Here is a 26,995-nt window from a genome sequence, read left to right on the forward strand (position 1 = left end):
CCGCCGGACCCCGCCCGCCCCGGCGGACACGGCGCCGCCGGGGCCCCGCCTCCCGATCCGAACGACAGGCCCCCGCCCGCACCCGCCGCTCAGCCAAGGAGCTTCGTTTCACGATGGACGTTCGCGACACCCCTCTCCGCTGGTACGGAGAGCGGTACCCCAGCACGGACCCCGCCGGGATCTACCACGTCCTGGCCGACCTGGAGCAGCCCTGCTTCATCGCCGTCACCCCCGAGGGCATCGGCGCGGTCTCCGGCGGTTTCGCCTCCGCCGAGGGTGAGGGACTGCCGCTGCTCGCCGCCGCCGAACCGCTGCCGCCCGAGCGCCTGGGCTCGGCCGCCTTCCGCACCGCCCACGGCGTCGCCCAGCCGTACATGGCCGGCGCCATGGCCGGCGGCATCGCCTCCGCCGACCTGGTGATCGCCCTGGCCCGCGAGGGCTTCCTCGCCTCCTTCGGCGCCGCCGGACTGCTGCCCGAGACCATCGAGCGCACCCTCGCCCGGTTCGCCGCCGAGATCCCCGGACTGCCCTACGCCGTCAACCTCATCCACAGCCCCAGCGAGGACCGGCTGGAGCGGGAGGCCGTCGAGCTGTTCCTGCGTCACGGGGTGCGCTGCGTGGAGGCGTCCGCGTACATGGACCTCACCCCGCACGTGGTCCGCTACCGGCTGGCCGGACTGCGCCGCGGCCCGGACGGACGGGTCGTCGCCGACAACCGGCTGATCGCCAAGATCTCCCGCTCCGAGACCGCCGAACGCTTCATGCACCCGGCCCCGGCCACCCTGGTCAGCGCCCTGCTGGAGCAGGGCCTGATCACCGCCGAGCAGGCCGCGCTCGCCCACCACGTCCCGCTCGCCGACGACATCACCGTCGAGGCGGACTCCGGCGGCCACACCGACCGGCGCCCGCTGCCCGCGCTGCTGCCGACCATCCTGCGGCTGCGCGACAGCGTGCAGCGCGAGTTCCGCTACGCCGTGCCGGTGCGTGTCGGCGCGGGCGGCGGCCTGGGCACCCCGGTCGCGGTCGCCGCCGCCTTCGCGATGGGCGCCGCCTATGTGGTGACCGGCTCCGTCAACCAGTCCTGCCTGGAGTCCGGCGCCTCCGCCAAGTCCAAGGAGATGCTGGCCGAGGCGGGCATCGCCGACTGCGAGATGGCCCCGGCCGCCGACATGTTCGAGATGGGCGTCGAACTCCAGGTCCTGAAGAAGGGCACGCTCTTCCCGATGCGGGCCAAGCGCCTGTACGAGCTGTACCAGAGCTGCGACAGCCTGGAGTCCATCCCGCCCGCCGACCGGGCCCGCCTGGAGCAGCAGATCTTCCGCCGCTCCCTGGAGGACGTCTGGCAGGAGTGCGTCACCTACTTCACCCGCCGCGACCCCGAGCAGCTCGCCCGCGCCGCCGGCAGCCCCAAGCGCCGGATGGCCCTCGTCTTCCGCTGGTACCTGGGCATGTCCTCGCGCTGGGCGGTCACCGGCGACGAGGGCCGCGCCATGGACTACCAGGTGTGGTGCGGCCCGGCCATGGGCAGCTTCAACGACTGGGTCACCGGCAGCTATCTGAAGACCCCCGGCAACCGCCGCGTCGCCGACGTCGCCCACCACCTGATGCGCGGCGCCGCCTTCCACACCCGGCTCGCCCAGCTGCGCACCGCCGGCGTGCACATCCCGGCCACCGCCGCCGACTACCGGCCGGTCCCGCTGGAGACGCCCGCCCACGGCTCCTCGGTGGGGCTGCGATGAGCACACTCACCCCCGAGGAGCTGGAGGAACGCCTCGGCGACCCCGCCGACGACACCAACCCGTACGGCTTCGCCGCCGCCGTCGCCCGCGACGAGCGCGACGAGTTCCCCGAGGAGCTCTGCGCGGAGCTGGTCCGCGCCGGGTTCCACCGCAACTACCTGCCCAAGGAGTGGGGCGGCGCGTTCGAGTCCTTCGACCGCAGCCTCACCCTGGTGCGCTCCGCCGCCCGCCGGGACGTCAACGTCATGCCCGGCACGATGTTCAGCATCATCGCCGCGACCTGCCTGCAACTGCACGGCAGCGTCGAGCAGCAGCAGCGGGCCGCGGAGATCCTGCGCTCCGGCGGCGCCGTCGCCTTCGCGCTCACCGAGGCCGCGCACGGCAGCGAACTGCTCACCAACGAGGTGCGGCTCACCCCCGAGTCCACCCTCACCGGCGAGAAGTGGCTGGTCGGCCTCGGCCTGCGCGGCGAGGCGGTCTACGTCGTCGCCCGCACCGGCGAACGCGGCCCCGGCGCCTTCTCCGCCGTGCTGCTGGAGACCGACCGGATCCCCGAGGGCCGCCTGGAGCGGGTGCCCGCGCCGCGCACCGGCGGCATGCGCGGCATCGACCTGGCCACCCTGCGCTTCCACGACACCCCCGTGCCCGAGGACGCGCTCGTCGGCCGGCGCGGCGAGGCCCTGGAGGTGGCCGTCAAGGCGCAGCAGGCGGTCCGGCTGATGAGCATGGCCGGCAGCCTCGGCATCGCCGACACCGCCGTCCGCATCGCCCTCGACTTCGCCACCGGCCGCCGCACCGGCCGCACCGAGCTGGTCGAGTCCCCGTGGTCCAAGCGGGAGTTGTCGGTCGCCGCGGCGGCGCTGCTGGCCGCCGACGCGGTCGCGCTGAGCGCGGCCCGCGGGGTGCACGTGGTGCCCGAGGCGTTCAGCGTGTGGGCGCTGTCCGCCAAGCACGTCGTCGCCGAGGCCACCGACGACCTGATCCGCCGCTCGGGCACCGTGCTCGCCACCCGCTCCGTGCTGCGCGAGGGCGCGCCCGGCGCCGGGCTCTTCCAGAAGCTCCAGCGGGACTCCCAGGTGGTCCGGGTGATCGACGCGAGCACCCTGGCCAACCTCCGCTCCTATGCGGGCCAGTTGCCCACTCTCACCGAGGGCACCGCCCCCGCCGACGAGGACGCGGTGCACAGCGTCTTCTCCCTGGACGCGCCGCTGCCGCCGTACGAACCGGCCCGGCTCGACATGTTCGCGCGCGGCCAGGACCCGGTCCTGGCCGGGCTGCCGGACACCGCCGACGCGCTGCCCGACGGCCTCGGCGAGGCGGCCCGGCCGGCCGCGCGCCTGGTGGCGGCGGTCGCGGACCTCGGCGAGCTGACCCGGGCCGCGCAGCGCCCCGGCGCCGACCCGAACGCGCTCGTGGACGCCGCCGAACGCTACGCCTGGCTGCACGCCGCCGCCTGCTGCCTGCACCTGTGGCAGGCGAACCGCGACCGCTCCCTGTACGGCGCCGAGCCCGGCGCCACCGGCTGGCTGGGCGCCGCCCTGGCCTACCTCCTCGCCCGCGCCGAGGGCACCGACCCGCGCCGCGACGCGGCCCTGCTGGCGCCCGCCCTGGACGCCGTCCGCGCCCTGCACACCGGCGACCGGCTGTTCACCGCCCTGCCCGTCCGGCTGGCCACCCCCCGTAAGGAGCCCTGAGATGCCCAAGTCCGACGTGACCGAGCTGGCCGCGAGCCTGGAGGAGTACCTGGGCGACCCGCACGACGCGGACAGCCGGATGCCCTTCGCGCAGATCCTGGACCACGACGTCCGCGGCGAGTACCCGTACCAGTTCGTCGCCCTGCTGCGCCGCTGGGGCCTGCACCTGCGCTGTCTGCCCGCGAGCGACGGCGGTCTGGCCGGCAACGTCGAGACCGGGATGGGCCTGATGCGCCTGGTCGCCCGGCGCGACCCGTCCACCGCGGTCGGCCTGGCCCTCAACAGCCTCGGCTTCATGCCCGCCTGGATCCTGGGCACGCCCGAGCAGAAGGGCGCGCTGATCGAGGACATGAAGCGCGGCAGCTCGGTCTCCTGGGGCCTGTCCGAGCGCGTCCACGGCAGCGACCTGGTCGCCAACGAGGTGCTGGCCGAACGGACCGAGGGCGGCTGGCTGCTCACCGGTGAGAAGTGGCCGATCGGCAACGCCACCGTCGCCGACAAGATGGTCGTCTTCGCCCGCACCGGCAAGCGCCCCGGCCCGGCCGCCTACTCGCTGTTCGTCCTGGACAAGTGGCGGGCCGAGCCCGGCACGGTGGCCGACCTGCCCTTCGAGGACCTGTACGGCACCCGCGCCCTGGACCTGAGCGGGGTCCGCCTGGACGGCGCGTTCGTCCCCGACTCGGCGATGATCGGGCGCGAGGGCCAGGGCCTGGAGATCGCGCTCAAGACCAGCCAGACCGCGCGGGTGGTGCTGATGCACCTGGCGCTGTCCGCCGTCGACACCAGCCTGCGGCTCGCCCTCGACTTCGCCGAGCGCCGGGTGCTGTTCGGCGACCGGATCAGCGATGTGCCCTACACCCGGCGCCAGCTCACCGAGGCGTTCGCCGACCTGATGATCGCCGACGCGATGGTCCTCGGCGCCGCCCGCGCCCTCCAGGCCGCGCCCGAGCAGATCAGCGTCTGGTCGTCGGTGGTCAAGTACCAGGTGCCGACGCTGCTCCAGAAGACGATGTCCCAGCTGACCGTCGTCCTGGGCGCGCGCACCTTCCTGCGCGACCACCCGCACTACGGCATGCACCAGAAGATGGTCCGCGACATCCTGATCACGGACATCGCCGACGGCAACACCGTGGTGAACCTGCGCAACCTCGGCCACCAGCTCGCCGGTCTGCTCGACAGGGCCGCCGAGCCCGGCGAGGGGGTGCGCGAGGCCGCCGCCGAGCGCGCCGCCGTGCTCTACGGCCTGGACCGGGAGCTGCCGGTGTACGAGCCGGTCAAGCAGGAGCTGTTCAGCCGCGGCCTGGACGACGCGGTGCTGGCCGCGCCCGACGGGATCGCCCGGCTGCGCGCCCTGGCGGACCGGGCCGAGGGCGCCGCGAGCACCGAGGCCGAGCGGCTGCGTGCCGCCGCGGACCTCGCCGGGGAACTGACCGGCCGGGCCGGGCCGCTGCGCGAGCGCGCCGCCGCCCTGAAGGCCGAACTGGGCAAGGACTACGCGCAGTCGCCCGAGCTGTTCGAACTGGCCAAGGAGTACTGCCTGGTGCACGCCGCGGCGGCCTGCGTGCTCACCCATGTCCACTCCGCCGACGCCGTGGAGGCGCCGCTGCCCAGCGCGTCCCTGCTGCTGCTCCAGCTGGAGCGGATCCGCCGCCAGCTGTTCCCGCACGAGCAGGTCACCTCGCAGGCGGTCGTCGACGAGGTGATGGAGGTGCTGCGCGGCCTGCACCAGGACAACCGGCTCTTCTCGTACTGGCAGTTCCCGCTCGCCAAGCGGCTCACCGACGAGTCCGCCGCCCGCCGCTGAACCGTCGTCCGTCCACCAGGGAGGTGTCGCGTGATCCGCAGTGACGACCGGGCGTTCCTGTGGCTGCTGCCCGAACCGGCCGTGGCCTCCTTCGCCGCCGCGCTCGGCGGTCCCCGCCTGCTGACCGCCGAGGAGCGGGCCGCGCTGGACCGGCGGCGCACCGAGGGCGCGCGCCGCCGCTACCTCGGCGGGCGGCTGCTGTGCCGCTACGCGCTCACCGCCCGCACCGGCCGGCCCGTGGACCGCTGGCGCTTCACGCACGGCGCCCACGGGCGGCCCGAGCCCGAACCGGCCACCGACGGCGTCCGGTTCAACCTCTCGCACCACGACGGACTCATCGCCTGCGTCGTCACCCGGGGACGCGGCTGCGGTGTGGACGTCGCCCCGGTCACCGCCTCCCCGGAGCTGACCTGCCACCTGGCCCGGCGGCTCGGCCCCGAGGAGCGGGCCCGGCTCGCCGGGGCCGCGCCCGGCGCGCGCGCCGCCCTGGCGAGCGAGCTGTGGGTGCTCAAGGAGGCGTATCTGAAGGCGCTGGGCACCGGGCTCACCCGGGACCTGGCGAGCTTCGGCGTCGTCCGCGGGCCGGGGGACCGCATCGCCGTACGCGACCCGCGGCAGCCGGGCGCGGACGCCCGCTGGTGGTTCGACCTGATCCACGCCGGGCCCCGGCACGTCGTCGCCGTCGCCACCGAGCACGGCCGGCCCGGGGCCCTGCGCCGCACCGACCTGTCCGACCTCTCGCTGACCGCCCTGACCACCGCATGAAGGACATCACCATGACGCAACCCACCACCCCGCGTGTCGCCATCGTCGGTGCGGGAGTCTCCGGTATCTCCGCCGCCTACCACCTGCGCGAGCGCGCCCAGATCACGATCTACGAGCGGGAGGACCGCCTCGGCGGCCACGCCAACACGGTGGAGGTGGAGGACGACGGCCGCACGCTCGGCATCGACACGGCCTTCGTCGTCTTCAACCGGCCCGCGTACACCAACCTGTGCGAGTTCTTCGACGAGCTGGGCGTCGAGGCGGTCGAGCACCAGGGCGCCTTCAACTTCTTCGACCTGGACTCGGGCCTGGAGTACGGCACCGCCGAACTCGCCCTGACCGAGGAGGAGGTGGCCGAGCGCTACACGGAGGAGTTCCTGACCATCTGGCGCGAGGCCCGCCGCTTCCACACCGAGGGCCGCAAGGACTTCGTCCGCAAGAAGGCCGACATCCCGCTCGGCGAGTACCTGGACCGGGGCGGCTACAGCCAGGCGTTCCGCAACTCCTACGTCATCCTGCTGTGCTCCGCCGTCTGGTCCATCCCGGCCGAGCTGATCTGGGAGATGCCGGCCAGCACCGCCATCGCCTTCTTCATGGGCCACGACGAGGGCGGCCTGGGCGGGCGCCAGGTGGACTGGCGCACCGTCGGCGGCGGTTCCATCTCCTACGTCCGCAAGGCGCTGGCCGCCATCGGCCCCGAGATCCGCAGCGGCGACCCGGTCACCGCGATCCACCAGGAGGACGACGGGGTCACGGTGACCACCGCGCGCGGCAGCGAGCGCTACGACTACGTGGTGGTCGGCGCCCACGCCGACGAGGCGCTGGCCCTGCTGGACAACGCCAGTGACCACCAGCGCGAGGTGCTCTCCAAGGTCCGCTACAACGGCTCCTCGGTCGTGCTGCACACCGACCCGTCCGTGATGCCAGCCGACCGGGAGCGCTGGCAGGCGTGGAACTACGGCAAGGTCGACGTGGACGGCGAGGCCCGCACCTATGTCGCCTATTACATGAACAAGCTCCACGGATTCACCTCCGAGAAGGACTACTTCGTCACCCTCGACTATCCGCGGGACGTCGACCCGGAGACGGTCATCGCCGAATTCCCGTACACCCACCCGATCATCGACATTCACGTCCGTGACATGCAGAAGAGCATCTACGACGTGAATGTGGGAAGCCGTGTGAAGCTGTGCGGCTCCTACTTCCACGCCAAGCGGCACGGCGTGGACCAGATCGGTTCGCACGAGGCCGGTTATTCCTCCGGAATGGAGGCGGCGCGCCAGCTCATCTCCGAACTCTGAGCGTTCCGTGACGCAAAGCGCGCCCTCCGCCTGTGGCGGGGGGCGCGCTTCGTGCGTGTGCGAGGTGCGCGGCGGGATCAGGAGGCGAGGACCCGGCCGCTGAGCAGCTGGGTCAGATAGCCCGCCACCGAGAGCGCCGAGGGCTCCTCGGGCTCCTCGGCGGCGCCCGTGCCGGGACGCGGGACGGCGCTCTCCGGCGCGGCGGCGCCCGGGTCGGTGAGGACGGGGGAGCAGACGCTGATCTGCTCGAGGCGGGCCGTCAGCAGCGGCGTGGCGGCGGCGCCGCCGACGGCGGCCAGCCGGCGCCGGGCGCGCCGGTAGACACCGATCGCCTCCGGGCCGCGCCCGCACCGGCACAGGGCCAGCATGAGCTGGTCGTGGAAGCGTTCGCGCAGCGGGTGGGCGGCGACGGCCGCCTCCAGCTCGGGCACCACCTGCTGGTGGCGCCCGGTGCGCAGCGCGCAGTCGAAGTAGATCTCCAGAGCCTCCTGGCGCTCGCGTTCCAGGCGGGCCGCCAGCGGGGTGCAGACCGGGCCGCGGGTGCCGCCGCCCAGGACGTCACCGCGCCACAGCGCGAGGGCCGCGCCCAGAACCGTACAGGCGGTCCCGGGGTCGCGCTCGGCGGTGCGGCGGGCCGCCGTCACGGCCTCGCGGAAGCGTCCCGCGTCGGTCTCGGCGGGGGCGGCGCGCAGCGCGTAGCCCGCCTCGCGGGCGCTCAGCCGCTGCCCTTCGGCGCCTTCCGGTTCCAGTCGCAGCAGCGATTTCCTGAGCGTGGAGACATGGGCGTTGAGGGTATGGGCGGCCTGGCGCGGGGGAGTGGCGCCCCAGAGTTCCCTGATCAGCAGGGAACGGGGGACGGGGAAATTCGGCTGGGCGAGCAGAGCGCCGATCAGCAGCCGAGTCTTCGGGGCGTTCAGGGGCACGCTCCGGTCGCCGTTCTCGTCGTAGAGATCGGGCGGGCCCAGAATCCGGAACTGCATTCTCCTGCCTCCCGTGCGCGGTGTACTGAATTCCGCACACGAGAAGAACACGCGGGGCATTGCGCGGGCCTGAGTCGCGGCCACTCACCTTCCGGCGCCGCGGCGGCGCGGGGGAGGGGGCGCGGTGTGCCGGGGCGGGCGTGCGCACGGGGCGGACATGAGTAGCCCTCACTCACGCCCGCCCGCCGCCGCGGCGCTTTCGACGGGTCCGGCGCAGATCGTGTCCTCGCCGGCCGCGCTCTCGCCGTGCCGCAGCTCCGACTCGGCCTCCTGCGCGAGACGGCGCAGCGCCATCAGGGCGGGCTCCAGCAGGAACGTCAGCAGCACCGCGCGCTCCGCCTTCTCCAACGGGTCCTCGAACGCCTGGAGTTCGTCCAGGTCCAGGCGGGCGGCGCGGGCGGCCAGCTCGGCGTAGGGGAGCAGGTGCCGCCAGTCGTACTCCATGCCCAGTGAGCGCAGGGTGCTCAGGGTCTGGTCGATGACGCGCCGGGCGGGGTTGTACGCGGAGACGCACCAGCCCAGCGCGTCGAGCAGGGCGGCCGCCTCGTGGCAGTCCTCGGCGGCCGGGCCCTCCTCGGGGCCGCCGGGCGCGCCGCTGCCGGAGGGGTCTATGCCGACGGCCAGACCGAGCACCTCGTGCACGTCGCTCTGGTGCTCGGAGACGGTGTCCAGCACCTGCCGGGCGGCGGCGACGGACAGTCCGCGCACCCCGATCAGCGCCCTGACCAGGCGCAGCCGCCTGAGGTGGGTGGCGTCGTACTCGGCCTGGGTCGCGGCGGTCGCCCGGCCCGGCGGCAGCAGGCCCTCGCGCAGGTAGTACTTGATCGTGGCGTTGGGCACCCCGCTGCGACGACTGAGTTCCGAGATCCGCATCAGCTTCTCCGCTCTCCCACTGGCAATTGGGTAGTGCCACTGTCTAAGATGGATAGTGTCACTCACCAACCGTGGAGGCGAGACTACCGTGCCCACTCTTCCCTGGGTCACGCCGAACCCGGCCCGGCCCGACACCACCGCCTTCGTCATGGCCTCCCGCTTCGAGGTGCGGTCCCTGAAGGACGTCCCCCGCTTCTTCTGGAAGTCCCTCGCCGCCTGGGGTCAGGTGCGCAAGGCGCCCGGAGCGCTCGGGGCGTCCCTGGAGGCCCAGCCGTTCAAGAGGACCTTCTTCACCCTGAGCGCGTGGGAGAGCCGCGAGGCGCTGTACACGTACGCCAGGACCGAACCGCACAAGGGCGTCATGGGCAATGTGCGCTCCACCATGCGCCGCTCGACGTTCATCTTCTGGGAGGTGCCCGTCACCGGCCTCCCGATCGACTGGAAGGACGCCAAGCGCCGCATCGACGAGAAGGCCCGCGCCGACGCGGCGGCCGGCGGTCGCGCGGCTCACTGAGCCTCCGGCCCACCGGGGCCCCCGGCCCGCTGAGCCTCCGGTCCCCTGAGCCCCCGGCCCGAGGACGCCCCCGCCCTCGGGCCGGGTCCCCGCCCGCCCGGACCCGCGCCCCGCCACCCCGGGTTGAGCCCTTTGCCATTCCTTGGCCGAACGGGGCCGTGACCCGCGCCCCGCCTGTCAGGCGCTGTCAGCCCGCGGGCCCCGGCGCCCGCACTCTCATTACGCTTCCCGCCGGGCCACTCGCCGGGCCGTCCGGCGGACGAGCCCGGCGCCCGGCGCCGCCCCCGGCACCCGGGGTCGACATGTCGACCCGTCCGCGCGCCCCCGGCCGCCGTACGCACTTCCGCATCCCGCATCCCGCATCCCGCAGTCCGCACCCCGCACCGGCCGCACCTCTTCCCCCCGGTACCCCGGTACCGGAGAACCCGGAGAACCAACGTGACCACGGTCCACGAGACGCTCGTCAGGGGCGAGACCGCAGCCGGTGCCGTCGGCGTGGCGACCGCTCTCCTCGACGCCTACCGGCCCGGCGCCCACCGCTTCTTCGCCTCCCCGACCCGCACCCTCCTCGCCGAGGGCACGCACACCCGGGTCGCGCACGACGAGAGGCCGCTGACCGACCGCGTACGGGAAGCCCTCGGCACCGCCGCCGCCCGGGGAGCGGCCGACCCCGTGGTGATCGGCGCCATCCCCTTCGACCGGACCGCGCCCGCCGCACTCGTCGTGCCCGCCGCGCTGCACCGCGCCCCGGCCCTCGCCGCCGACCCGCTGATCGCCCTGCCCGCGCCCCCGCCCGAACCCGTCGCCTGGACCCTGCGGCCCGTGCCCGAGCCCGAGCGGTACGCCGAGGCCGTCGCCGCCGCCGTACGGCGCATGCGGGACGGCGAGTTCGGCAAGGTCGTCCTCGCCCGCGCCCTGGACCTCACCGCCGACCGGACGCCCGGCCTGCCCGCGATGCTCCAGCGCCTGGCCCGCCGCGACCCCCACGGCTACACCTTCGCCGTGCCCACCGCCACCGGCGGCACCCTGCTCGGCGCCAGCCCCGAACTCCTCGTCTCCCGGCGCGGCACCGCCCTGGTGGCCAACCCGCTGGCCGGCTCCGCCCCGCGCAGCGCGGACCTCGCCGAGGACGTGCAGCGCGCCGCCGCGCTGCTCAGGTCCGCCAAGGACCTGCACGAGCACGCCGTCGTCGTGGACGCCATGCGCGCCGCCCTCGCCCCGTACTGCGCCGCCCTGCACGTACCGCCGCGGCCCACCCTGGTGAAGACCGCCGCGATGTGGCACCTGTCGACCACCCTCACCGGCACCCTCGCCGACCCGGCCGCCACCGCGCTGGACCTGGCCTGCGCCGTGCACCCCACCCCCGCCGTCTGCGGCGCCCCGACCGCCCACGCCCGCCGGGTCATCGGCGAGCTGGAGCCCTTCGACCGGGGCCTGTACACCGGCATCGTCGGCTGGGGCGACGCCGCGGGCGACGGCGAGTGGGTGGTCACCATCCGCTGCGCCGAGACCCGCGGCCAGGACCTGCGCCTGTACGCCGGCGCGGGGGTCGTCGCCGACTCCGACCCCGCCGCCGAGACCGCCGAGACCGGCGCCAAGTTCCGTACGTTCCTGGACGCCGTGGGAGCAGCACTGTGACCGCACCGGCCCCGCACACCGCACCGGAGACCGCACCGGCCCCCGCCGGAGCCGCCGCCGCGCCCGACGCCCCCACCTGGCCCGCCGCGTACGCCGAGCGCTACCGCGCCGCCGGCTACTGGCGCGGCGAGACCTTCGGGCAGATGCTGCGCGCCCGCGCCGCCCGCCACCCCGACCGCACCGCCGTCGTCGACCCGGCCGGCGCCGGACGCCGCTGGTCCTACGCCGAACTCGACCGCCGCGCCGACCGGACGGCCGCCGGACTGCTCGCCGCCGGCATCGGCCGGGGCGACCGCGTCGTGCTCCAACTGCCCAACGTCGCCGAGTTCTTCGAGGTGCTCTTCGCGCTCTTCCGGATCGGCGCGCTGCCCGTCTTCGCGCTGCCCGCCCACCGCGACACCGAGATCACCCACTTCTGCGTGCTCAGCGAGGCCGTCGCCTACGTCGTCGCCGACGTCCACGAGGGCTACGACTACCGCGACCTGGCCACCCGGGTCCGCGCCAACGCCCCCACACTGCGGCACGTGTTCGTCGTCGGTGACCCCGGAGAGCACACCCCGCTGGCCGAGGTGCCGCGCGAACCCGTCCCGCACGACGAGCCCGCGCCCGGCGACCTCGCCTTCCTCCAGCTCTCCGGCGGCAGCACCGGCGTACCCAAACTCATCCCGCGCACCCACGACGACTACCTCTACTCGGTGCGCGCCTCCGACGAGATCTGCGCCGTCGACGAGGACAGCGTCCACCTCGTCACCCTGCCCGCCGCGCACAACTTCCCGCTCAGCTCGCCCGGTTCGCTCGGCACCCTGGCCGCGGGCGGCCGCGTCGTGCTCTGCCCGCGCCCCGACCCGGACACCGCGTTCCCGCTGATCGAACGCGAACGCGTCACCCACACCGGGCTCGTCCCGCCGCTCGCCCTGGTGTGGACCGAGGCGGCGGCCGCGACCCCGTACGACCTCAGCAGCCTGCGGGTACTGCTGGTGGGCGGCGCCAAGTTCAGCGAGGCCGCCGCCCGCCGCGTCCGGCCCGCCCTCGGCTGCGCCCTGCAACAGGTCTTCGGCATGGCCGAAGGACTGGTCAACTACACCCGGCTGGACGACGACGAGGAGACCGTCGTCACCACCCAGGGCCGGCCCATCTGCCCGGACGACGAGATCCGCGTCGTCGACGACGACGACCGCGACGTCGCCCCCGGCGAGACCGGACACCTGCTCACCCGCGGCCCGTACACCATCCGCGGCTACTGGCGGGCCCCCGAGCACAACGCGCGCTCCTTCACCGCGGACGGCTTCTACCGCACCGGCGACCTCGTCCGGCTGACCGGCAGCGGCCACCTCGTCGTCGAAGGACGCAGCAAGGACCAGATCAACCGCGGCGGCGAGAAGATCGCCGCCGAGGAGGTCGAGAACGTCATCCTCGGCCACCCGGCGGTCCACGACGTCTCCGTCGTCGCCGTCCCCGACGACTACCTCGGCGAACGCAGCTGCGCCTACGTCATCCTGCGCCGCGGCGCCGAGCTGCGGGCCGCCGCCCTGCGGCGGTTCGTGCGCGAACGGGGACTGGCCGCCTACAAGGTGCCCGACCGCGTCGAGTTCGTCGACGCCTTCCCGCACACCGGCGTCGGCAAGGTCAGCAAGAGGGACCTGCGCACGACCGCCGCCGACTCCGCCAGCGCCCCCCACGGCCCCCACGGCCCCCACGACTAGGCGATCTCACCATGGGACTTCCCTCCATCGCGCCGTACGACCTGCCGTCCGGCGCCGACCTGCCCGCCAACCGGGTGGACTGGACCGTCGACCCGGACCGGGCCGTGCTCCTCGTGCACGACCTGCAGAACCACTTCCTGTCCGCGTTCACCCCCGGCGCCCAGCCCCTCACCGGACTGCTCGCCGCAACCGCCCGCCTGGCTGACCGGGCCCGCGCCCTCGGCATCCCCGTCGTCTACTCCGCGCAGACCGGCGGCCAGAGCCCCGAACTGCGCGGCCTCCAGATGGACTTCTGGGGACCCGGGCTGCCCGACGACGTCCACGCCGAGGCCATCGCCGCCGAGGTCGCCCCGCGGGACGGCGACACCGTGCTCACCAAGTGGAAGTACAGCGCCTTCGTCCGCACCGACCTGGCCGCCCTCCTCACCGAGCGGGGCCGCGACCAGCTCGTCATCACCGGCGTCTACGCCCACCTCGGCGTCAACATGACCGCCTGCGACGCCTGGATGCGCGATGTGCAGGCGTTCGTCGTCGCCGACGCGGTCGCCGACTTCGGGCCGCGCGAACACCTGGACGCGCTGCGCTGGGCCGCCCGCGCCTGCGCCCGCGTCACCACCGCCGACACCGTCTTCGACCTGGGGGACCGGCCATGACCCTGACCGTGCGACGCATCCGCGAGGACGTCGCGGACGTCCTGGGGGAGGACCCCGAGGACATCCCCGTCGACGAGAACCTGGCCGACCACGGCCTGGATTCCGTACGGCTGATGACCCTCGTCGAACGCTGGCGCCGCGACCACGCCGCCGACATCTCCTTCGTCGACCTCGCCACCCGCCCCGCCATCGAGGCATGGGCCCCGCTCCTGGGAGCCCGCGAATGACCACCGCCCCCGAGGCCGGGCACGCCCCCGAGACCACAGCCGGGCCCGCGCCCGATGCGGGACGTGTACCCGAGGCCGGACCTGCCCCCGGGGCCGGGCGCGCCCCCGAGGCTGGGCCCGCGCCCGAGGTCGGGCGTGCGCCCGCGCCTGAAAGCGCGCCTGCGGCCGCAACCTCGGCCGGGCCCGCGTCTGCGCCCGAGGCCGGGCCTGCGCCCGAGGCCGGGCGTGCGCTCGCGCCTGCGGCCGCCCCTTCGGCCGGGGCCGTGCCGGAGTCCGGGCCTGCGCCCGCCTCCAAGGCCGCGTCCGCGCCCGAGGCCGGGCCCGTTCCCGTCCCCTCGGCCGGACCCGCGTCTGCGCCCGAGGCCGGTCCTGCCTCCGAGGCCGGGCGTGTGGCCACGCCTGAGAGCGCGCCTGCGGCCGCAACCTCGGCCGGGCCCGCGCCCGCCCCCGAAGCCGCGCCCGCGCCCGAGGCCGGGCGTGTGCCCGCGCCCGGAAGCGCGCCTGCGCCTGCCCCCTCGGCCGGCTCCGCGCCCGAGGCCGGCCCCGCGCCCGCGCCCGAGGCCGGGCGCGCCCCCGAAGCCACGCCCGCCGCCGCGCTGGCCCCCGCCGTCCCCGGCCTCCCCCTCACCGCCGCCCAGAGCGGCATGTGGTACGCCCAGGCCCTGGACCCGGACAGTCCCGCGCTGAACACCGCCGAACACCTGGAGATCCACGGCGACCTCCGTCCCGACCTGTTCGCCCAGGCCCTGTACCGCACGGCGCGCGAGGCGGAGGTTCTGCGCGTGCGGGTCGCCGATACGCCGGACGGGCCACGGCAGTTCCGCTGCCCGGTGCCCCCGCCCGGGGACGGCTTCCCGCTGTACACCGCCGACCTGCGCGACGCCCCCGACCCGGTCGCCGCCGCCCGCGCCTGGGCCGACGACGACCTCGCCCGGCCCTTCGACCTCACCACCGGGCCGCTGTTCCGGCACGCCCTGCTCCGCCTCGGCGAGCACCGCTGGCTGTGGCACCAGCGCGTCCACCACCTCGCCCTGGACGGCTTCGGCTACTCCCTGGTCGCCCGCCGCACCGCCGAGATCTACACCGCGCTCGCCGCGGGACTGCCCCCGGCCGACAGCCCCTTCGGCCGTCTCGACGACCTCGTCCGCGACGACCTCGCCTACCGCGCCGGCGAACAGTACGAACGCGACCGCGCCCACTGGAACCAGCTCCTCGCCGACCGGCCCGAGGCCCCCACCCTGGCCGGCCGCAGCGCGCTGCCCTCCCACACCTTCCTGCGGGCCACCGCCCGCGTCCCGGACGCGACCACCGCCTCCCTGCGCGAGCTGGCGGGCGAACTCAAGGCGACCTGGGCCGAGTTGATCGTCGTCGCACAGGCCCTGTACGTCTCCCGGGCCACCGGCCGCGACGACGTCGTCCTCGGCCTGCCCCTGATGGGCCGGATGGGCTCCGTCGCCCTGCGGGTGCCCGGCATGGTGATGAACGTCCTGCCGCTGCGCCTCACCGTCCGGCCCGCCGACACCCTCGCCGAGCTGACCCGCCAGGTGGTCCTCGGCATCCGGGCCGCCCGCCGCCACCAGCGCTACCGCTTCGAGGACATCCGCCGCGACCTGGGCCTGCTCGGCGAGAGCCGCCCGCTCGTCGGCCCGCTGGTCAACGTCATGCCCTTCGACTACGACCTCACCTTCGCCGGGGCCACCGCCGTCCCGCACAATCTCTCCGCGGGACCCGTCGACGACCTCACCGTCAACGTCTACGACCGCGCCGACGGCCGCGGTCTGCGCGTCGACCACGACGCCAACCCCGCCCTCTACACCCGAGCCGAACTCACCGCCCACCAGGACCGGTTCCTCGCCCTGCTCACCCGGCTCACCGGCCACCGCCCCACCACGCCGCTCGCCGCGCTCGGCGTCGCCACCGATGCCGAACACCACCAGGTGGTCACCGAGTTCAACGCCACCGCCCGCGACCTCCCGCCCACCACCCTCATCGGCCCCATCGAGGCCCAGGCCCGCCGCACCCCCGACGCGCCCGCCCTCGTCCACGGCGACCGCACCCTCAGCTACGCCGAACTCACCACCCGGGCCAACCGGCTCGCCCACCACCTGATCAGCCGCGGAGCAGGACCCGGCACCCTCGTCGGCGTCGCCCTGCCCCGCTCCGCCGAGCTGATCACCGCCCTGCTCGCCGTCCTCAAGGCGGGCGCCGCCTATCTCCCGCTCGACCCCGGCTACCCGGCCGACCGGCTCCGCCATCTGCTCGACGACGGCGACCCGGTCTGCGTCGTCACCGACACGGCCACCGCGGACCGGCTGCCCGCCACCGGCCACCACCGCGTCCTGCTGGACCGCACCGGCCTCGGCCACCTCCCGGCCGTCGACCCGCCGCGCGCCCTCACCCCGCAGCACCCCGCCTACGTCATCCACACCTCCGGCTCCACCGGCCTGCCCAAGGGCGTCGTCGTCCCGCACTCCGCGATCGACAACCGCCTGCGCTGGATGCAGCACACCTACCCGCTGGTGCCCGGCGACCGCGTCCTGCAGAAGACACCCTCCGGGTTCGACGTGTCCGTATGGGAGTTCTTCTGGGCGTTCCGCGAGGGCGCCACCCTCGTCCTCGCCGACCCGGAGGGCCACAAGGACCCCGCCTACCTGGCCCGGGTCATCCGCGAACAGGGCGTCACCGTCTGCCACTTCGTGCCCTCCATGCTCCAGGTGTTCCTCGCCGAACCCGACGCCGCCCGCTGCACCGGACTGCGGCACGTCTTCGCCAGCGGCGAGGCCCTGCCCCGCGAGACCGCCCACCACTTCCACCGCGTGCTGCCCGCCGCGGCCCTGCACAACCTCTACGGCCCCACCGAGGCCGCCGTCGACGTCAGCCACCACACCTGCGTCCCCGGCGCCACCGGCCCCGTGCCCATCGGCCGCCCCGTCTGGAACACCCGCCTGTACGTCCTCGACGCGGCCCTGAAGCCCTGCCCGCCCGGCGTCGCGGGCGAGCTGTACCTCGCGGGCGCCCAGCTCGCCGACGGCTACCTCGGCCGCCCCGCTCTGACCGCCACCCGGTTCGTCGCCGACCCGTACGGCCCCGCCGGGGCGCGCATGTACCGCACCGGCGACCTGGCCCGCTGGACCCCCGACGGCGAGGCCGTCTACCTCGGCCGCACCGACCACCAGGTCAAACTGCGCGGCCAGCGCCTGGAACCCGGCGAGATCGAGTCTCACCTCACCGCCGCCGACGGCATCACCGCCGCCACCGTCCTGCTGCGCGAGGACCGCCCCGGCGACCAGCGGCTCGTCGCCTACGTCACCGGCGACGCCCCCGACCCGGACGCCCTGCGCGCCCGCCTCGCCGCCGCCCTGCCCGACTACATGGTCCCCTCCGCCTTCGTCGTCCTCGACGACTTCCCGCTCAGCCCCAACGGCAAGCTGGACCGCACCGCGCTGCCCGCTCCCGCCACCGCGGCGGGCACCGGCGGACGCCCGCCGCGCAACCCCACCGAGGAACTGCTGACCCGCCTGTTCGCCGAGGTCCTCGGCGTCGACCGGGTCGGCGTCGACGACGCCTTCTTCGACCTGGGCGGCACCTCCCTGCTCGCCGCCCGCCTGATGTCCCGCATCCGCGACATGCTCGGCACCACCGCCCCGCTCGGCACCCTCTTCCGGGCGCCCACGCCCGCCGCCCTCGCCGACCGGCTCACCGAAGGCGACGGCGAGGACACCGCGCTCGACGTGCTGCTGCCGCTGCGCGCCACGGGCCGGCGCACCCCCCTGTTCGTGTTCCACCCGGCCGGCGGCATCAGCTGGTGCTACTCGGGCCTGCTCTCCCGGCTCGGCCCCGACCAGCCCGTGCACGGCCTCCAGGCCCGCGGACTGCGACCGGGCGAGGACCTGCCCGCCACCATGGACGAGATGGCCGCCGACTACGCCGAGCAGCTGCGCACCGTCCAGCCGCACGGCCCCTACCGGCTGCTCGGCTGGTCCGTGGGCGGCGTCGTCGCCCACACCGTCGCCGTCCACCTCCAGCAGGCGGGCGAACGCGTGGAACTGCTCGCCCTGATGGACGCCTACCCCTCCGACCAGTGGCGCGACCTGGCCGGACCGACCGAGGCCGACGCCCTCAACGCCCTGCTGCGCATGGCCGGGTACGAGGGCGGCACCGGGCTGACCCGGCAGGAGGTCCTGACGGTGCTGCGCCGCGAGGGCAGCGCGCTGGCGGCCCTGCCCGAACGGGTCCTGGACGCCGTCGTCGGCATCGTCACCAACAACGCCCGCCTGATGCGCACCCAGCGGCACCGCGCCTTCGACGGCGACCTGCTGTTCTTCACGGCCGCCGCGCCGCGCGCCGAGCACTGGCTCACCGCGGGCCTGGGCGCCGTACCTCACCGGCACCCTCGACGAGCACCGGCTGGACTGCCTGCACCCGGAGATGACCCGGCCGGGGCCGCTGGACGAGATCGCCGCCACGCTCGCGGGCCCGGCTGAAGGAGCTGGACGGATGACCTCGCCCTTCGACCCGTTCGATCAGCTGGGCCCGTCCGACGCGGCCGCACCCGGCGAGCCCGGCCACCTGGTCCTCGCCGGACCGGCCGGCCGCCGCTCGCTGTGGCCGCGCTGGCTGCCCGTCCCGCCCGGCTGGAGCACCGCGTACGGCCCGGCCCCGTACGCCGACTGCCTGCACCGGCTCGACGCGCCCCCGCCCCGGCCCGCGTCCCCGGACCAGGTCCGGACCCGGGACCCCCGGCCCTGACCTGACCCGACCCGATCCCCGGACCCCGGCCCCGACCCGACCCGGCCCGGCCCGGTCCCGGATCCCCGCCCCGACCCACCCGGCCCCGCGCCGCCCCGATCCCTGGAGGAAACACCATGTCCGGTTCCCGCAACCCGATACAGCGCCGCACCGTGCTCGGCGCGGCGATCGCCGCGGGCGGCGTGCTCGGCACGGCCGGTACGGCCGCCGCCGCCACCCCCGACCAGGCCCGCGACCGCACCCGCAACCGCACCAAGGAGACGACCTACGCCGTGACGTCCGCCGAACTCGCCCAGGGCCTCTACCAGGTGGCCCACTCCACCCGCCACAACGCGCTGTGGGTGACCAGCTCCATCGGCTACCCGCCGGTCACCCAGTCCCAGCTGCTCAAGGTGGACCCGAGGACGCTCAAGACGCTGGCCTCCTACACCCCGCCGGTCACCGACGAGGCCACCGGCACCCTGGAGGCCGTCTACGGCATCGCCGTGGACGACGTCCACGACACCGTGTGGGTCGCCGCCACCCTGAACAACGCCCTCGCCGTCTACAGCCAGCGCACCGGCCAGCACCTGGCGACGGTGCCCGGCGTGCAGCACACCCGGGACGTCGCCGTCGACATCCCGCGCGGTCTGGTCTGGTGCACCGCCCTGGAGGAGGGCAGCATCGTCGCGTTCGACCTGCGCACGCACGCCGAGCGCAAGCGCGTCACCGTCGAGGGCAGCTGGCCCGCCGGACTGGCCGTCAACCCCTTCACCGGCCACGTCTACGCCGCCGACCTGGCCAAGAGCCGCCTGTTCGAGGTGAGCCCCGGCTCCGACCGGCCGCGGATCCTGCCCGTGGGCGAGGGCACCATCGACGTCGCCCTGTCCGCGGACGGCCGCACCGCCTACACCGCGAACCAGGCCGCCGGTTCCGTCTCCGTCGTCGACCTGGCCAGCGGCGAGGTGACCCGGGAGATCAAGACCGGCGCGGGCACCCTCGCGGTGGCCACCGACCCGTGCACCGGCCGGGTCTACGCCGCCAACAAGGACGCCGGCACCACCACCGTCCTCGACCCCCGCACCGGCACGATCGTCGCCGACCTCGCCACCGGCGCCAACACCGACCACGTCACCGTCGCGCACGGCGTCGCCTACGTGGTCGACAAGGCCGCGGCCGGCCCCGACACCCTCGACTCCATCCACCGCATCGACCCGATCCGCTGACCCGCGCGGCCGTTCACCGTCCCCGGGGGGGCGGTGAACGGCCCCTCTGCGGCTCGTATCCTGGGGGCGGCAGTCAGGTCGCGCGCCTGGTCCGGGGCCGCTCCGGCGCCAGTCGCGCTCGGAGAGAGGTCGCACGGTGAACCAGCCGCCCCCGAACCCGGTTCCGTCCGGGACCGCCCCGCAGGACCGGGCCCCGGAGGCGGACCCCGCCCACCCCGGCGGGCAGATCCCCGTCGTCGTGCTCGCCGGGTTCCTCGGATCCGGCAAGACGACGCTGCTCAACCATCTGCTGCACCACAGCGGCGGCAGCCGTATCGGTGCGATCGTCAACGACTTCGGGGCCATCGAGATCGACGCGATGGCGGTGGCGGGCGCCCTCGGCGACTCGACCGTCTCGCTGGGCAACGGCTGCCTGTGCTGCGCCGTGGACGCGGGGGAGCTGGACCAGTACCTGGACCGGCTCACCCGCCCCCGGGCCGGCATCGACGTGATCGTGGTCGAGGCCAGCGGCCTCGCCGAGCCCCAGGAACTGGTCCGCATGGTCCTGGCCAGCGAGAACCCCCGGGTCGTCTACGGCGGCCTGGTCGAGGTGGTGGACGCCGCCGAGTTCGACGGCACCCGCGCCCGGCACCCCGAGATCGACCGGCACCTCGCCCTCGCGGACCTCGTCGTCGTCAACAAGGCCGACCGCGCGGACGACGCCGAACGGGTGCTCGCGACCGTGCGCTCGCTCGTCGACCGGGCGGCCGTCGTCCCGGCCACCTACGGCCGGGTGGACCCCGAGTTCCTGTTCGACTGCCGGCCCGGTGAGGAACGCGTCGGGCAGCTCTCCTTCGACGACCTGCACCTCGCCGAAGAGGACGGGGGCGGGGGCGAGGACGGGCCCGGCGGCGGGTCCGGCGGGGACCGCCACGCCGGCCATCTGCACGCCGGCTACGACACCCTCTCCTTCGTCTCCGACGTGCCGCTCGACCCGCGCCGCCTGATGCGCTTCCTGGACAGCCGTCCCGACGGCCTCTACCGCATCAAGGGCTACGTCGGCTTCGGGCCGTACGACCCGCGCAACCGCTACGCCGTGCACGCCGTGGGCCGGTTCCTGCGCTTCTACCCCGAGCCCTGGCCGGCCGGCGGACCGCGGCGGACCCAGCTCGTGCTCATCGGATCCGGCACCGACATGCCCGCCCTCGCCGGGGAGCTCCAGGAGTGCGAGCAGGACACCCCGCACGCCGACGAGCACGGCATGTGGGGCGTCCTGCGCTACGTCCGGGGCCCCGGGCAGGAGGAGGCCCCCGCCGGGGCTCACGGAGCCGCAGAGGCCCTTGAGGACCCTGAGGCCCCTGAGGACCCCGGGGCCGCCGAAGACCCCGGGGACGCCCCGGACATCGAGGACCCGCCCGTCTAGACGGGTCCCGCCACCACCCCCACCGTCTTCGGCAGCGACAGCCCCGAGCCGTCGCGGCGCGGGTCGATCTCCGGCAGCTCGGCCGGGTTGCCGTTCTTCTGCGCGGCCCGCGCCGGGGTGGGGCCCGCCCAGGCGAACGACAGACAGTCCTCGCCCTTCAGGAACCGCTGGCAGCGCACCCCGCCGGTGGCCCGGCCCTTGCGCGGGAACTGGTCGAACGGCGTCGCCTTGCCCGTCGTCTGCACCGAGTCGTCCAGCGTCCCGCGCGAGCCCGCGACCGTGAACACCACCGCCTCCACGGCCGGATCCACCGCCGTGAACGAGATGACCTTGGCGCCCTCGGCGAGCTTGATCCCCGCCATGCCGCCGGCCGGGCGGCCCTGCGGCCGGACCTGGGCCGCCTGGTAGCGCAGGAGCTGCGCGTCGTCCGTGATGAAGACCAGGTCCTCCTCGCCGGTGCGCAGCTCGGCAGCGCCGACGATCCGGTCGCCCTCCTTGAGGGTGATGACCTCCAACTCGTCCTTGTTGGACGGATAGTCGGGCACCACCCGCTTGACGACACCCTGCTCGGTGCCGAGCGCGAGACCCGGTGAGGACTCGTCGAGCGTGGTCAGGCACACCACCGACTCGTCGTCCTCCAGGGAGATGAACTCCGCGATCGGCGCCCCGCCGGACAGGGTCGGCACCGCGTCGGTCTCCGGGAGCTGGGGCAGGTCGACCACGTTCACCCGGAGCAGGCGCCCGGCCGAGGTGACCACGCCCACCTCGCCGCGCGCGGTGGCCGGCACCGCCGAGACGATCACGTCGTGCTTGTGCCGCCTGCCGTCCGCCGCGCGCGGGAACGGCCGGTCGTCCGCCGTACGCGCCAGCAGACCCGTGGAGGACAGCAGCACCCGGCACGGGGCGTCCGCCACCTGGAGCGGCACCGCCGCCACCGGCACGGCGCCCGCCTCCAGCAGCACCGTGCGCCGCGGGGTGGCGAACTTCTTGGCGACGGACGCCAGTTCGGCCGAGACCAGCTTGCGCAGCTCGGCGTCCGAGTCGAGGATCCGGGTCAGCTCCTCGATCTCCGCGGTCAGCCGGTCCTTCTCCGCCTCCAGCTCGATGCGGTCGAACCTGGTCAGCCGGCGCAGCGGCGTGTCGAGGATGTACTGCGTCTGGACCTCGCTCAGCGAGAACCGCTCCATCAGGCGCTGCTTGGCCTCGGCGGAGTTGTCCGAGGAGCGGATCAGCCGGATGACCTCGTCGATGTCGACCAGCGCCGTGAGCAGGCCCTCGACCAGGTGCAGCCGGTCGCGCCGCTTGCCGCGCCGGTACTCGCTGCGCCGCCGTACGACCTCGAAGCGGTGGTCGAGATAGACCTCCAGCAGCTCCTTGAGGCCCAGCGTGAGCGGCTGGCCGTCGACCAGCGCCACGTTGTTGATGCCGAAGGACTCCTCCATCGGCGTCAGCTTGTAGAGCTGTTCGAGGACGGCCTCCGGCACGAAGCCGTTCTTGATCTCGATGACCAGGCGCAGCCCGTGCTCGCGGTCGGTGAGGTCCTTGACGTCGGCGATGCCCTGGATCTTCTTCGCGCCGACCAGGTCCTTGATCTTCGCGATGACCTTCTCCGGGCCGACCGCGAAGGGCAGCTCGGTGACCACGAGGCCCTTGCGGCGGGCGCTGACCGTCTCCACCGAGACCGTGGCGCGGATCTTGAAGGTGCCGCGCCCGGACTCGTAGGCGTCCCGGATCCCGGACAGGCCCACGATCCGCCCGCCGGTGGGCAGGTCGGGACCCGGGACGTGCTTCATCAGCGCGTCCAGGTCCGCGTTCGGATTGCGGATCAGGTGGCGGGCCGCCGCGACGACCTCGCCCAGGTTGTGCGGGGGCATGTTCGTGGCCATGCCGACGGCGATGCCCGACGCGCCGTTCACCAGGAGGTTCGGGAAGGCGGCGGGCAGGGCCACCGGCTCCTGCTCCTGGCCGTCGTAGTTGGGCGCGAAGTCGACCGTGTCCTCGTCGATCGACTCGGTCATCAGGCTGGTCGCCTCGGCCATGCGGCACTCGGTGTACCGCATCGCGGCGGGCGGGTCGTCGTTGCCCAGGGAGCCGAAGTTGCCGTGGCCGTCGACCAGCGGGACGCGCATCGAGAAGGACTGGGCCAGCCGCACCAGCGCGTCGTAGATCGACGCGTCGCCGTGCGGGTGGAGCTTGCCCATGACCTCGCCGACGACACGGGCGCACTTCACATAGCCGCGCTCGGGGCGCAGGCCCATCTCGTTCATCTGGTAGACGATGCGGCGGTGCACCGGCTTCAGTCCGTCCCGGGCGTCCGGCAGGGCGCGCGAGTAGATGACCGAGTACGCGTACTCGAGGAAGGAGCCCTGCATCTCGTCGACCACGTCGATGTCGAGGATCTTCTCCTCGTACGGGTCGTCGGGCGGCGGGGTCTTCGTGCTGCGGCGGGCCATCGCTGCCGGCTCCTTGCTGAAGCGTGGAACGGGATCTGACGCCGACCATTGTGGACCGCCGGACTGACAACGTGGACCGGACCCCGCCCCACGAGCCTCCCCGGACCCCTCGCGGAGCCCCCGGACCGGCCCGTCCGACGGTCCGCGGGCCCCTTCCCGGGCCCCGGCGAAAGGCGCCGGAGCGCCCCGCGGCACCCGGCCCGGACCGCGCCGTCCCCGAAGTCCGGCCCGCCGTCCCCGAAGTCCCGCCCGCCGCCCGCGTGTCGGCCCCCGGACGTCGCCACGCGGGCTCCCGCCCGCGCCCCGCCCTGTTCCGCACGGTTCCGCGCCCCTGCCCCGCGCCGCGCGCCCTCGCACGCCCCGCGCGCGCCCGCCGGGCCGCGCGCCCCGCCCGCTCCGCCCCGTCCCCCGTTCGATCTCGCTCAGGGCGTACGGGGAGCGGGAACTTCGCCAGCGGCTCGCACGCTTGCATACAGTGGCAGGACCGGCAGGAACAGGGCGGATTCCGGACCGCCACCGCGATCGAAGGGACGTACATGCCCAAGGGTCACACCGCCACAGCCGAGGCAGGCTCCGGCGGCCTGACAGCGACCGAGCACCGCCTGGCCAACGGCCTGCGCGTGGTGCTCTCCGAGGACCACCTGACCCCGGTCGCGGCGGTGTGCCTCTGGTACGACGTCGGCTCCCGCCACGAGGTGAAGGGGCGCACCGGCCTGGCCCATCTCTTCGAGCACCTGATGTTCCAGGGCTCGGCCCAGGTGACGGGCAACGGCCACTTCGAACTGGTGCAGGGCGCCGGCGGCTCGCTCAACGGCACCACCAGCTTCGAGCGCACCAACTACTTCGAGACCATGCCCGCCCACCAGCTGGAACTGGCCCTCTGGCTGGAGGCCGACCGCATGGGCTCCCTGCTCGCCGCCCTGGACGACGAGTCGATGGAGAACCAGCGCGACGTCGTCAAGAACGAGCGCCGCCAGCGCTACGACAACGTCCCCTACGGCACGGCCTTCGAGCGGCTCACCGCCCTGGCCTACCCGGAGGGCCACCCGTACCACCACACGCCGATCGGCTCCATGGCCGACCTGGACGCGGCCACCCTGGAGGACGCCCGCGCGTTCTTCCGCACGTACTACGCGCCCAACAACGCCGTCCTGTCCGTCGTCGGCGACATCGACCCGCGGCAGACGCTCGCCTGGATCGAGAAGTACTTCGGCTCCATCGCCTCCCACGACGGCAAGCCCGAGCCCCGCGACGGCTCGCTGCCCGAGGTGATGGGCGAGCAACTGCGCGAGGTCGTCGAGGAGGAGGTCCCGGCGCGCGCCCTGATGGCCGCCTACCGCCTCCCGCACGACGGCACACGCGCGTGCGACGCGGCCGACCTCGCCCTGACCGTCCTGGGCGGCGGCGAGTCCTCCCGGCTCTACAACCGGCTGGTGCGCCGCGACCGCACCGCCGTGGCCGCCGGGTTCGGCCTGCTGCGGCTGGCCGGAGCGCCCTCCCTGGGCTGGCTCGACGTCAAGACCTCCGGTGACGTGGAGGTCCCCGTCATCGAGGCCGCCATCGACGAGGAGCTGGCCCGCTTCGCCGAGGAGGGCCCCACCGCCGAGGAGCTGGAGCGCGCCCAGGCCCAGCTGGAGCGCGAGTGGCTGGACCGGCTCGGCACGGTCGCGGGCCGCGCCGACGAACTGTGCCGCTTCGCCGTCCTGTTCGGCGACCCGCAGCTCGCCCTCACCGCCGTCCAGCGCGTCCTGGAGGTGACGCCCGAGGAGGTCCAGGAGGTCGCCAAGGCCCGGCTGCGCCCCGACAACCGCGCGGTCCTCGTCTACGAGCCGACCGCCCCCGACGCCCAGGACGACACCCCCGACGCCCAGGACGACACCGAGGAGACGGCGAAGTGACCGAGCTGGCCACCATGGAGTTCCACCCCCGCCCCGAGGCCGGCGAGGCCAGGCCGTGGGCGTTCCCGGCCCCCGGGCGCGGCACCCTGGACAACGGCATCACGGTGCTGCGCTGCCACCGCCCCGGTCAGCAGGTCGTCGCCGTCGAGGTGTTGCTCGACGCGCCCCTGGACGCCGAGCCGGCCGGCCTGGACGGCGTCGCCACGATCATGGCGCGGGCCTTCTCCGAGGGCACCGACAAGCACTCCGCCGAGGACTTCGCCGCCGAGCTGGAGCGGGCGGGCGCCACCCTGGACGCGCACGCCGACCACCCCGGCGTACGGCTCAGCCTGGAGGTCCCGGCCTCCCGGCTGGCCAAGGGGCTCGCGCTGCTCTCCGACGCGCTGCGGGCGCCCGCGTTCGCCGGGTCCGAGGTCGAGCGGCTGGTGCGCAACCGGCTCGACGAGATCCCGCACGAGCTGGCCAACCCCTCCCGCCGCGCCGCCAAGGAGCTGTCCCGGCAGCTGTTCCCGGCCACCGCCCGCATGTCGCGCCCGCGCCAGGGCACCGAGGAGACCGTCGCCGCCGTCGACGCCGCCGCCGTCCGCGCCTTCTACGACCGGCACGTGCGCCCCGCCACGGCCACCGCGGTCGTCGTCGGCGACCTCACCGGCATCGACCTCGACGAGCTGCTCGGCGAGACCCTGGGCGCCTGGACCGGTTCGCCGGCCGAGCCGCGTCCGGTGCCGCCGGTCACCGCCGACGACACCGGCCGCGTGGTGATCGTGGACCGCCCCGGCGCCGTCCAGACCCAGCTGCTCATCGGCCGGATCGGACCCGACCGGCACGACCGCGTGTGGCCCGCCCAGGTGCTCGGCACCTACTGCCTGGGCGGCACCCTGACCTCCCGTCTGGACCGCGTCCTGCGCGAGGAGAAGGGCTACACCTACGGCGTGCGGTCCTTCGGCCAGGTGCTGCGCTCGGCGCCCGACGGCACCGGCGCGGCCATGCTCGCCATCAGCGGCTCGGTCGACACGCCGAACACCGGACCGGCCCTGGACGACCTCTTCACGGTGCTGCGCAAGCTCGCCGCCGAGGGGCTCACCGAGGCCGAGCGGGACGTGGCCGTGCAGAACCTGGTGGGGGTGGCGCCGCTCAAGTACGAGACGGCCGCCGCCGTGGCGAGCACACTCGCCGACCAGGTCGAGCAGCACCTGCCCGACGACTACCAGGCGACGCTCTATCAGCAGCTCGCGCAGACCGGCACGGTGGAGGCGACCGCCGCGGTCGTCAGCGCCTTCCCGGTGGACCGCCTGGTGACGGTGCTCGTCGGGGACGCGGCGCAGATCAAGGAGCCGGTCGAGGCGCTCGGCGTCGGCCCGGTGACCGTGGTCGCCGCCGAGTAGGACGCACCGCGC

Annotated in this window: 18 protein-coding genes and 1 pseudogene; 16 read left to right on the forward strand and 3 right to left on the reverse strand. The window is 74.6% G+C overall.

Going from position 1 to position 26,995, the window contains the following annotated elements; genetic code table 11:
• Positions 1–113: 113 nt before the first annotated feature.
• The 5 genes from R4Z62_RS25685 to R4Z62_RS25705 are packed head-to-tail and all read left to right on the forward strand — an operon-like array spanning position 114 to position 7,303.
• Complete coding sequence (locus tag R4Z62_RS25685; RefSeq protein WP_037889062.1) at positions 114–1,739, forward strand: PfaD family polyunsaturated fatty acid/polyketide biosynthesis protein; 1,626 nt, start codon at positions 114–116, stop codon at positions 1,737–1,739.
• Positions 1,736–3,433, forward strand: a complete 1,698-nt coding sequence (locus R4Z62_RS25690; RefSeq protein ID WP_064535669.1) for an acyl-CoA dehydrogenase family protein — start codon at positions 1,736–1,738, stop codon at positions 3,431–3,433. The genes R4Z62_RS25685 and R4Z62_RS25690 overlap by 4 nt, the downstream gene beginning before the upstream one ends.
• 1 nt (position 3,434) lies before the next feature.
• Positions 3,435–5,237, forward strand: coding sequence for an acyl-CoA dehydrogenase family protein (locus R4Z62_RS25695; RefSeq protein ID WP_491521003.1), 1,803 nt, complete (start codon positions 3,435–3,437; stop codon positions 5,235–5,237).
• 30 nt (positions 5,238–5,267) lie between these two features.
• On the forward strand, positions 5,268–6,002 hold the full coding sequence (locus tag R4Z62_RS25700; RefSeq protein WP_064535671.1) for a 4'-phosphopantetheinyl transferase family protein: 735 nt from the start codon (positions 5,268–5,270) through the stop codon (positions 6,000–6,002).
• 11 nt (positions 6,003–6,013) lie between these two features.
• Positions 6,014–7,303 (forward strand): NAD(P)/FAD-dependent oxidoreductase, encoded by a 1,290-nt coding sequence (locus tag R4Z62_RS25705; protein ID WP_064537679.1) that lies wholly within the window; start codon positions 6,014–6,016, stop codon positions 7,301–7,303.
• Between the two features lie 77 nt (positions 7,304–7,380).
• On the opposite strand, the gene R4Z62_RS25710 is transcribed toward R4Z62_RS25705, so the two are convergent.
• Positions 7,381–8,283: an AfsR/SARP family transcriptional regulator gene (locus R4Z62_RS25710; RefSeq protein ID WP_491521004.1), complete on the reverse strand. Its 903-nt coding sequence runs from the start codon at positions 8,281–8,283 to the stop codon at positions 7,381–7,383.
• A 168-nt stretch (positions 8,284–8,451) separates the two neighbouring features.
• Entirely contained in the window at positions 8,452–9,156 is a 705-nt protein-coding gene (locus R4Z62_RS25715) for a MerR family transcriptional regulator (RefSeq protein WP_064535673.1), read from the reverse strand.
• 88 nt (positions 9,157–9,244) lie between these two features.
• Here R4Z62_RS25715 and R4Z62_RS25720 point away from each other — a divergent pair, with 88 nt between their 5' ends.
• The 9 genes and pseudogenes from R4Z62_RS25720 (at position 9,245) to R4Z62_RS25760 (ending at position 21,247) form a co-directional block, all read left to right on the forward strand.
• The gene (locus R4Z62_RS25720; protein ID WP_064535674.1) at positions 9,245–9,670 is read left to right on the forward strand and encodes a DUF3291 domain-containing protein; all 426 of its coding nucleotides are present in this window, start codon (positions 9,245–9,247) and stop codon (positions 9,668–9,670) included.
• 438 nt (positions 9,671–10,108) lie between these two features.
• Entirely contained in the window at positions 10,109–11,308 is a 1,200-nt protein-coding gene (gene dhbC / locus R4Z62_RS25725; protein ID WP_491521005.1) for an isochorismate synthase DhbC, read from the forward strand.
• Positions 11,305–13,011 (forward strand): (2,3-dihydroxybenzoyl)adenylate synthase, encoded by a 1,707-nt coding sequence (locus tag R4Z62_RS25730; RefSeq protein ID WP_491521006.1) that lies wholly within the window; start codon positions 11,305–11,307, stop codon positions 13,009–13,011. The genes dhbC and R4Z62_RS25730 overlap by 4 nt, the downstream gene beginning before the upstream one ends.
• A gap of 11 nt (positions 13,012–13,022) precedes the next feature.
• Positions 13,023–13,664 carry an isochorismatase family protein gene (locus tag R4Z62_RS25735; protein WP_064535677.1) on the forward strand — a complete coding sequence of 214 codons (642 nt, stop codon included), beginning with the start codon at positions 13,023–13,025 and terminating at the stop codon, positions 13,662–13,664.
• The gene (locus R4Z62_RS25740) at positions 13,661–13,891 is read left to right on the forward strand and encodes a phosphopantetheine-binding protein (protein WP_037889082.1); all 231 of its coding nucleotides are present in this window, start codon (positions 13,661–13,663) and stop codon (positions 13,889–13,891) included. Before R4Z62_RS25735 ends, R4Z62_RS25740 begins: the two co-directional genes overlap by 4 nt.
• Before the next feature lie 644 nt (positions 13,892–14,535).
• Positions 14,536–18,392: pseudogene (locus R4Z62_RS25745) on the forward strand (amino acid adenylation domain-containing protein).
• On the forward strand, positions 18,389–18,640 hold the full coding sequence (locus R4Z62_RS25750; protein WP_382848897.1) for an MbtH family NRPS accessory protein: 252 nt from the start codon (positions 18,389–18,391) through the stop codon (positions 18,638–18,640). The pseudogene R4Z62_RS25745 and the gene R4Z62_RS25750 overlap by 4 nt, the downstream one beginning before the upstream one ends.
• 116 nt (positions 18,641–18,756) lie before the next feature.
• A complete protein-coding gene (locus R4Z62_RS25755; protein WP_491521007.1) occupies positions 18,757–19,845 on the forward strand; it encodes a YncE family protein in 1,089 nt (362 codons plus the stop codon).
• 226 nt (positions 19,846–20,071) lie between these two features.
• Positions 20,072–21,247 carry a CobW family GTP-binding protein gene (locus tag R4Z62_RS25760; RefSeq protein WP_491521926.1) on the forward strand — a complete coding sequence of 392 codons (1,176 nt, stop codon included), beginning with the start codon at positions 20,072–20,074 and terminating at the stop codon, positions 21,245–21,247.
• Here the strand turns inward: R4Z62_RS25760 and R4Z62_RS25765 are convergent.
• A complete protein-coding gene (locus R4Z62_RS25765) occupies positions 21,244–23,700 on the reverse strand; it encodes a DNA gyrase/topoisomerase IV subunit A (protein ID WP_355480342.1) in 2,457 nt (818 codons plus the stop codon). The two genes, R4Z62_RS25760 and R4Z62_RS25765, sit on opposite strands and share 4 nt — an antisense overlap.
• A gap of 536 nt (positions 23,701–24,236) precedes the next feature.
• Here R4Z62_RS25765 and R4Z62_RS25770 point away from each other — a divergent pair.
• Both R4Z62_RS25770 and R4Z62_RS25775 read left to right on the forward strand, forming a co-directional pair.
• Positions 24,237–25,598 carry a M16 family metallopeptidase gene (locus R4Z62_RS25770; RefSeq protein ID WP_064535680.1) on the forward strand — a complete coding sequence of 454 codons (1,362 nt, stop codon included), beginning with the start codon at positions 24,237–24,239 and terminating at the stop codon, positions 25,596–25,598.
• On the forward strand, positions 25,595–26,983 hold the full coding sequence (locus R4Z62_RS25775; RefSeq protein ID WP_381739528.1) for a M16 family metallopeptidase: 1,389 nt from the start codon (positions 25,595–25,597) through the stop codon (positions 26,981–26,983). Before R4Z62_RS25770 ends, R4Z62_RS25775 begins: the two co-directional genes overlap by 4 nt.
• The last annotated feature ends 12 nt before the right edge of the window (positions 26,984–26,995 follow it).

This window comes from Streptomyces sp. PL-25 (assembly GCF_058344915.1).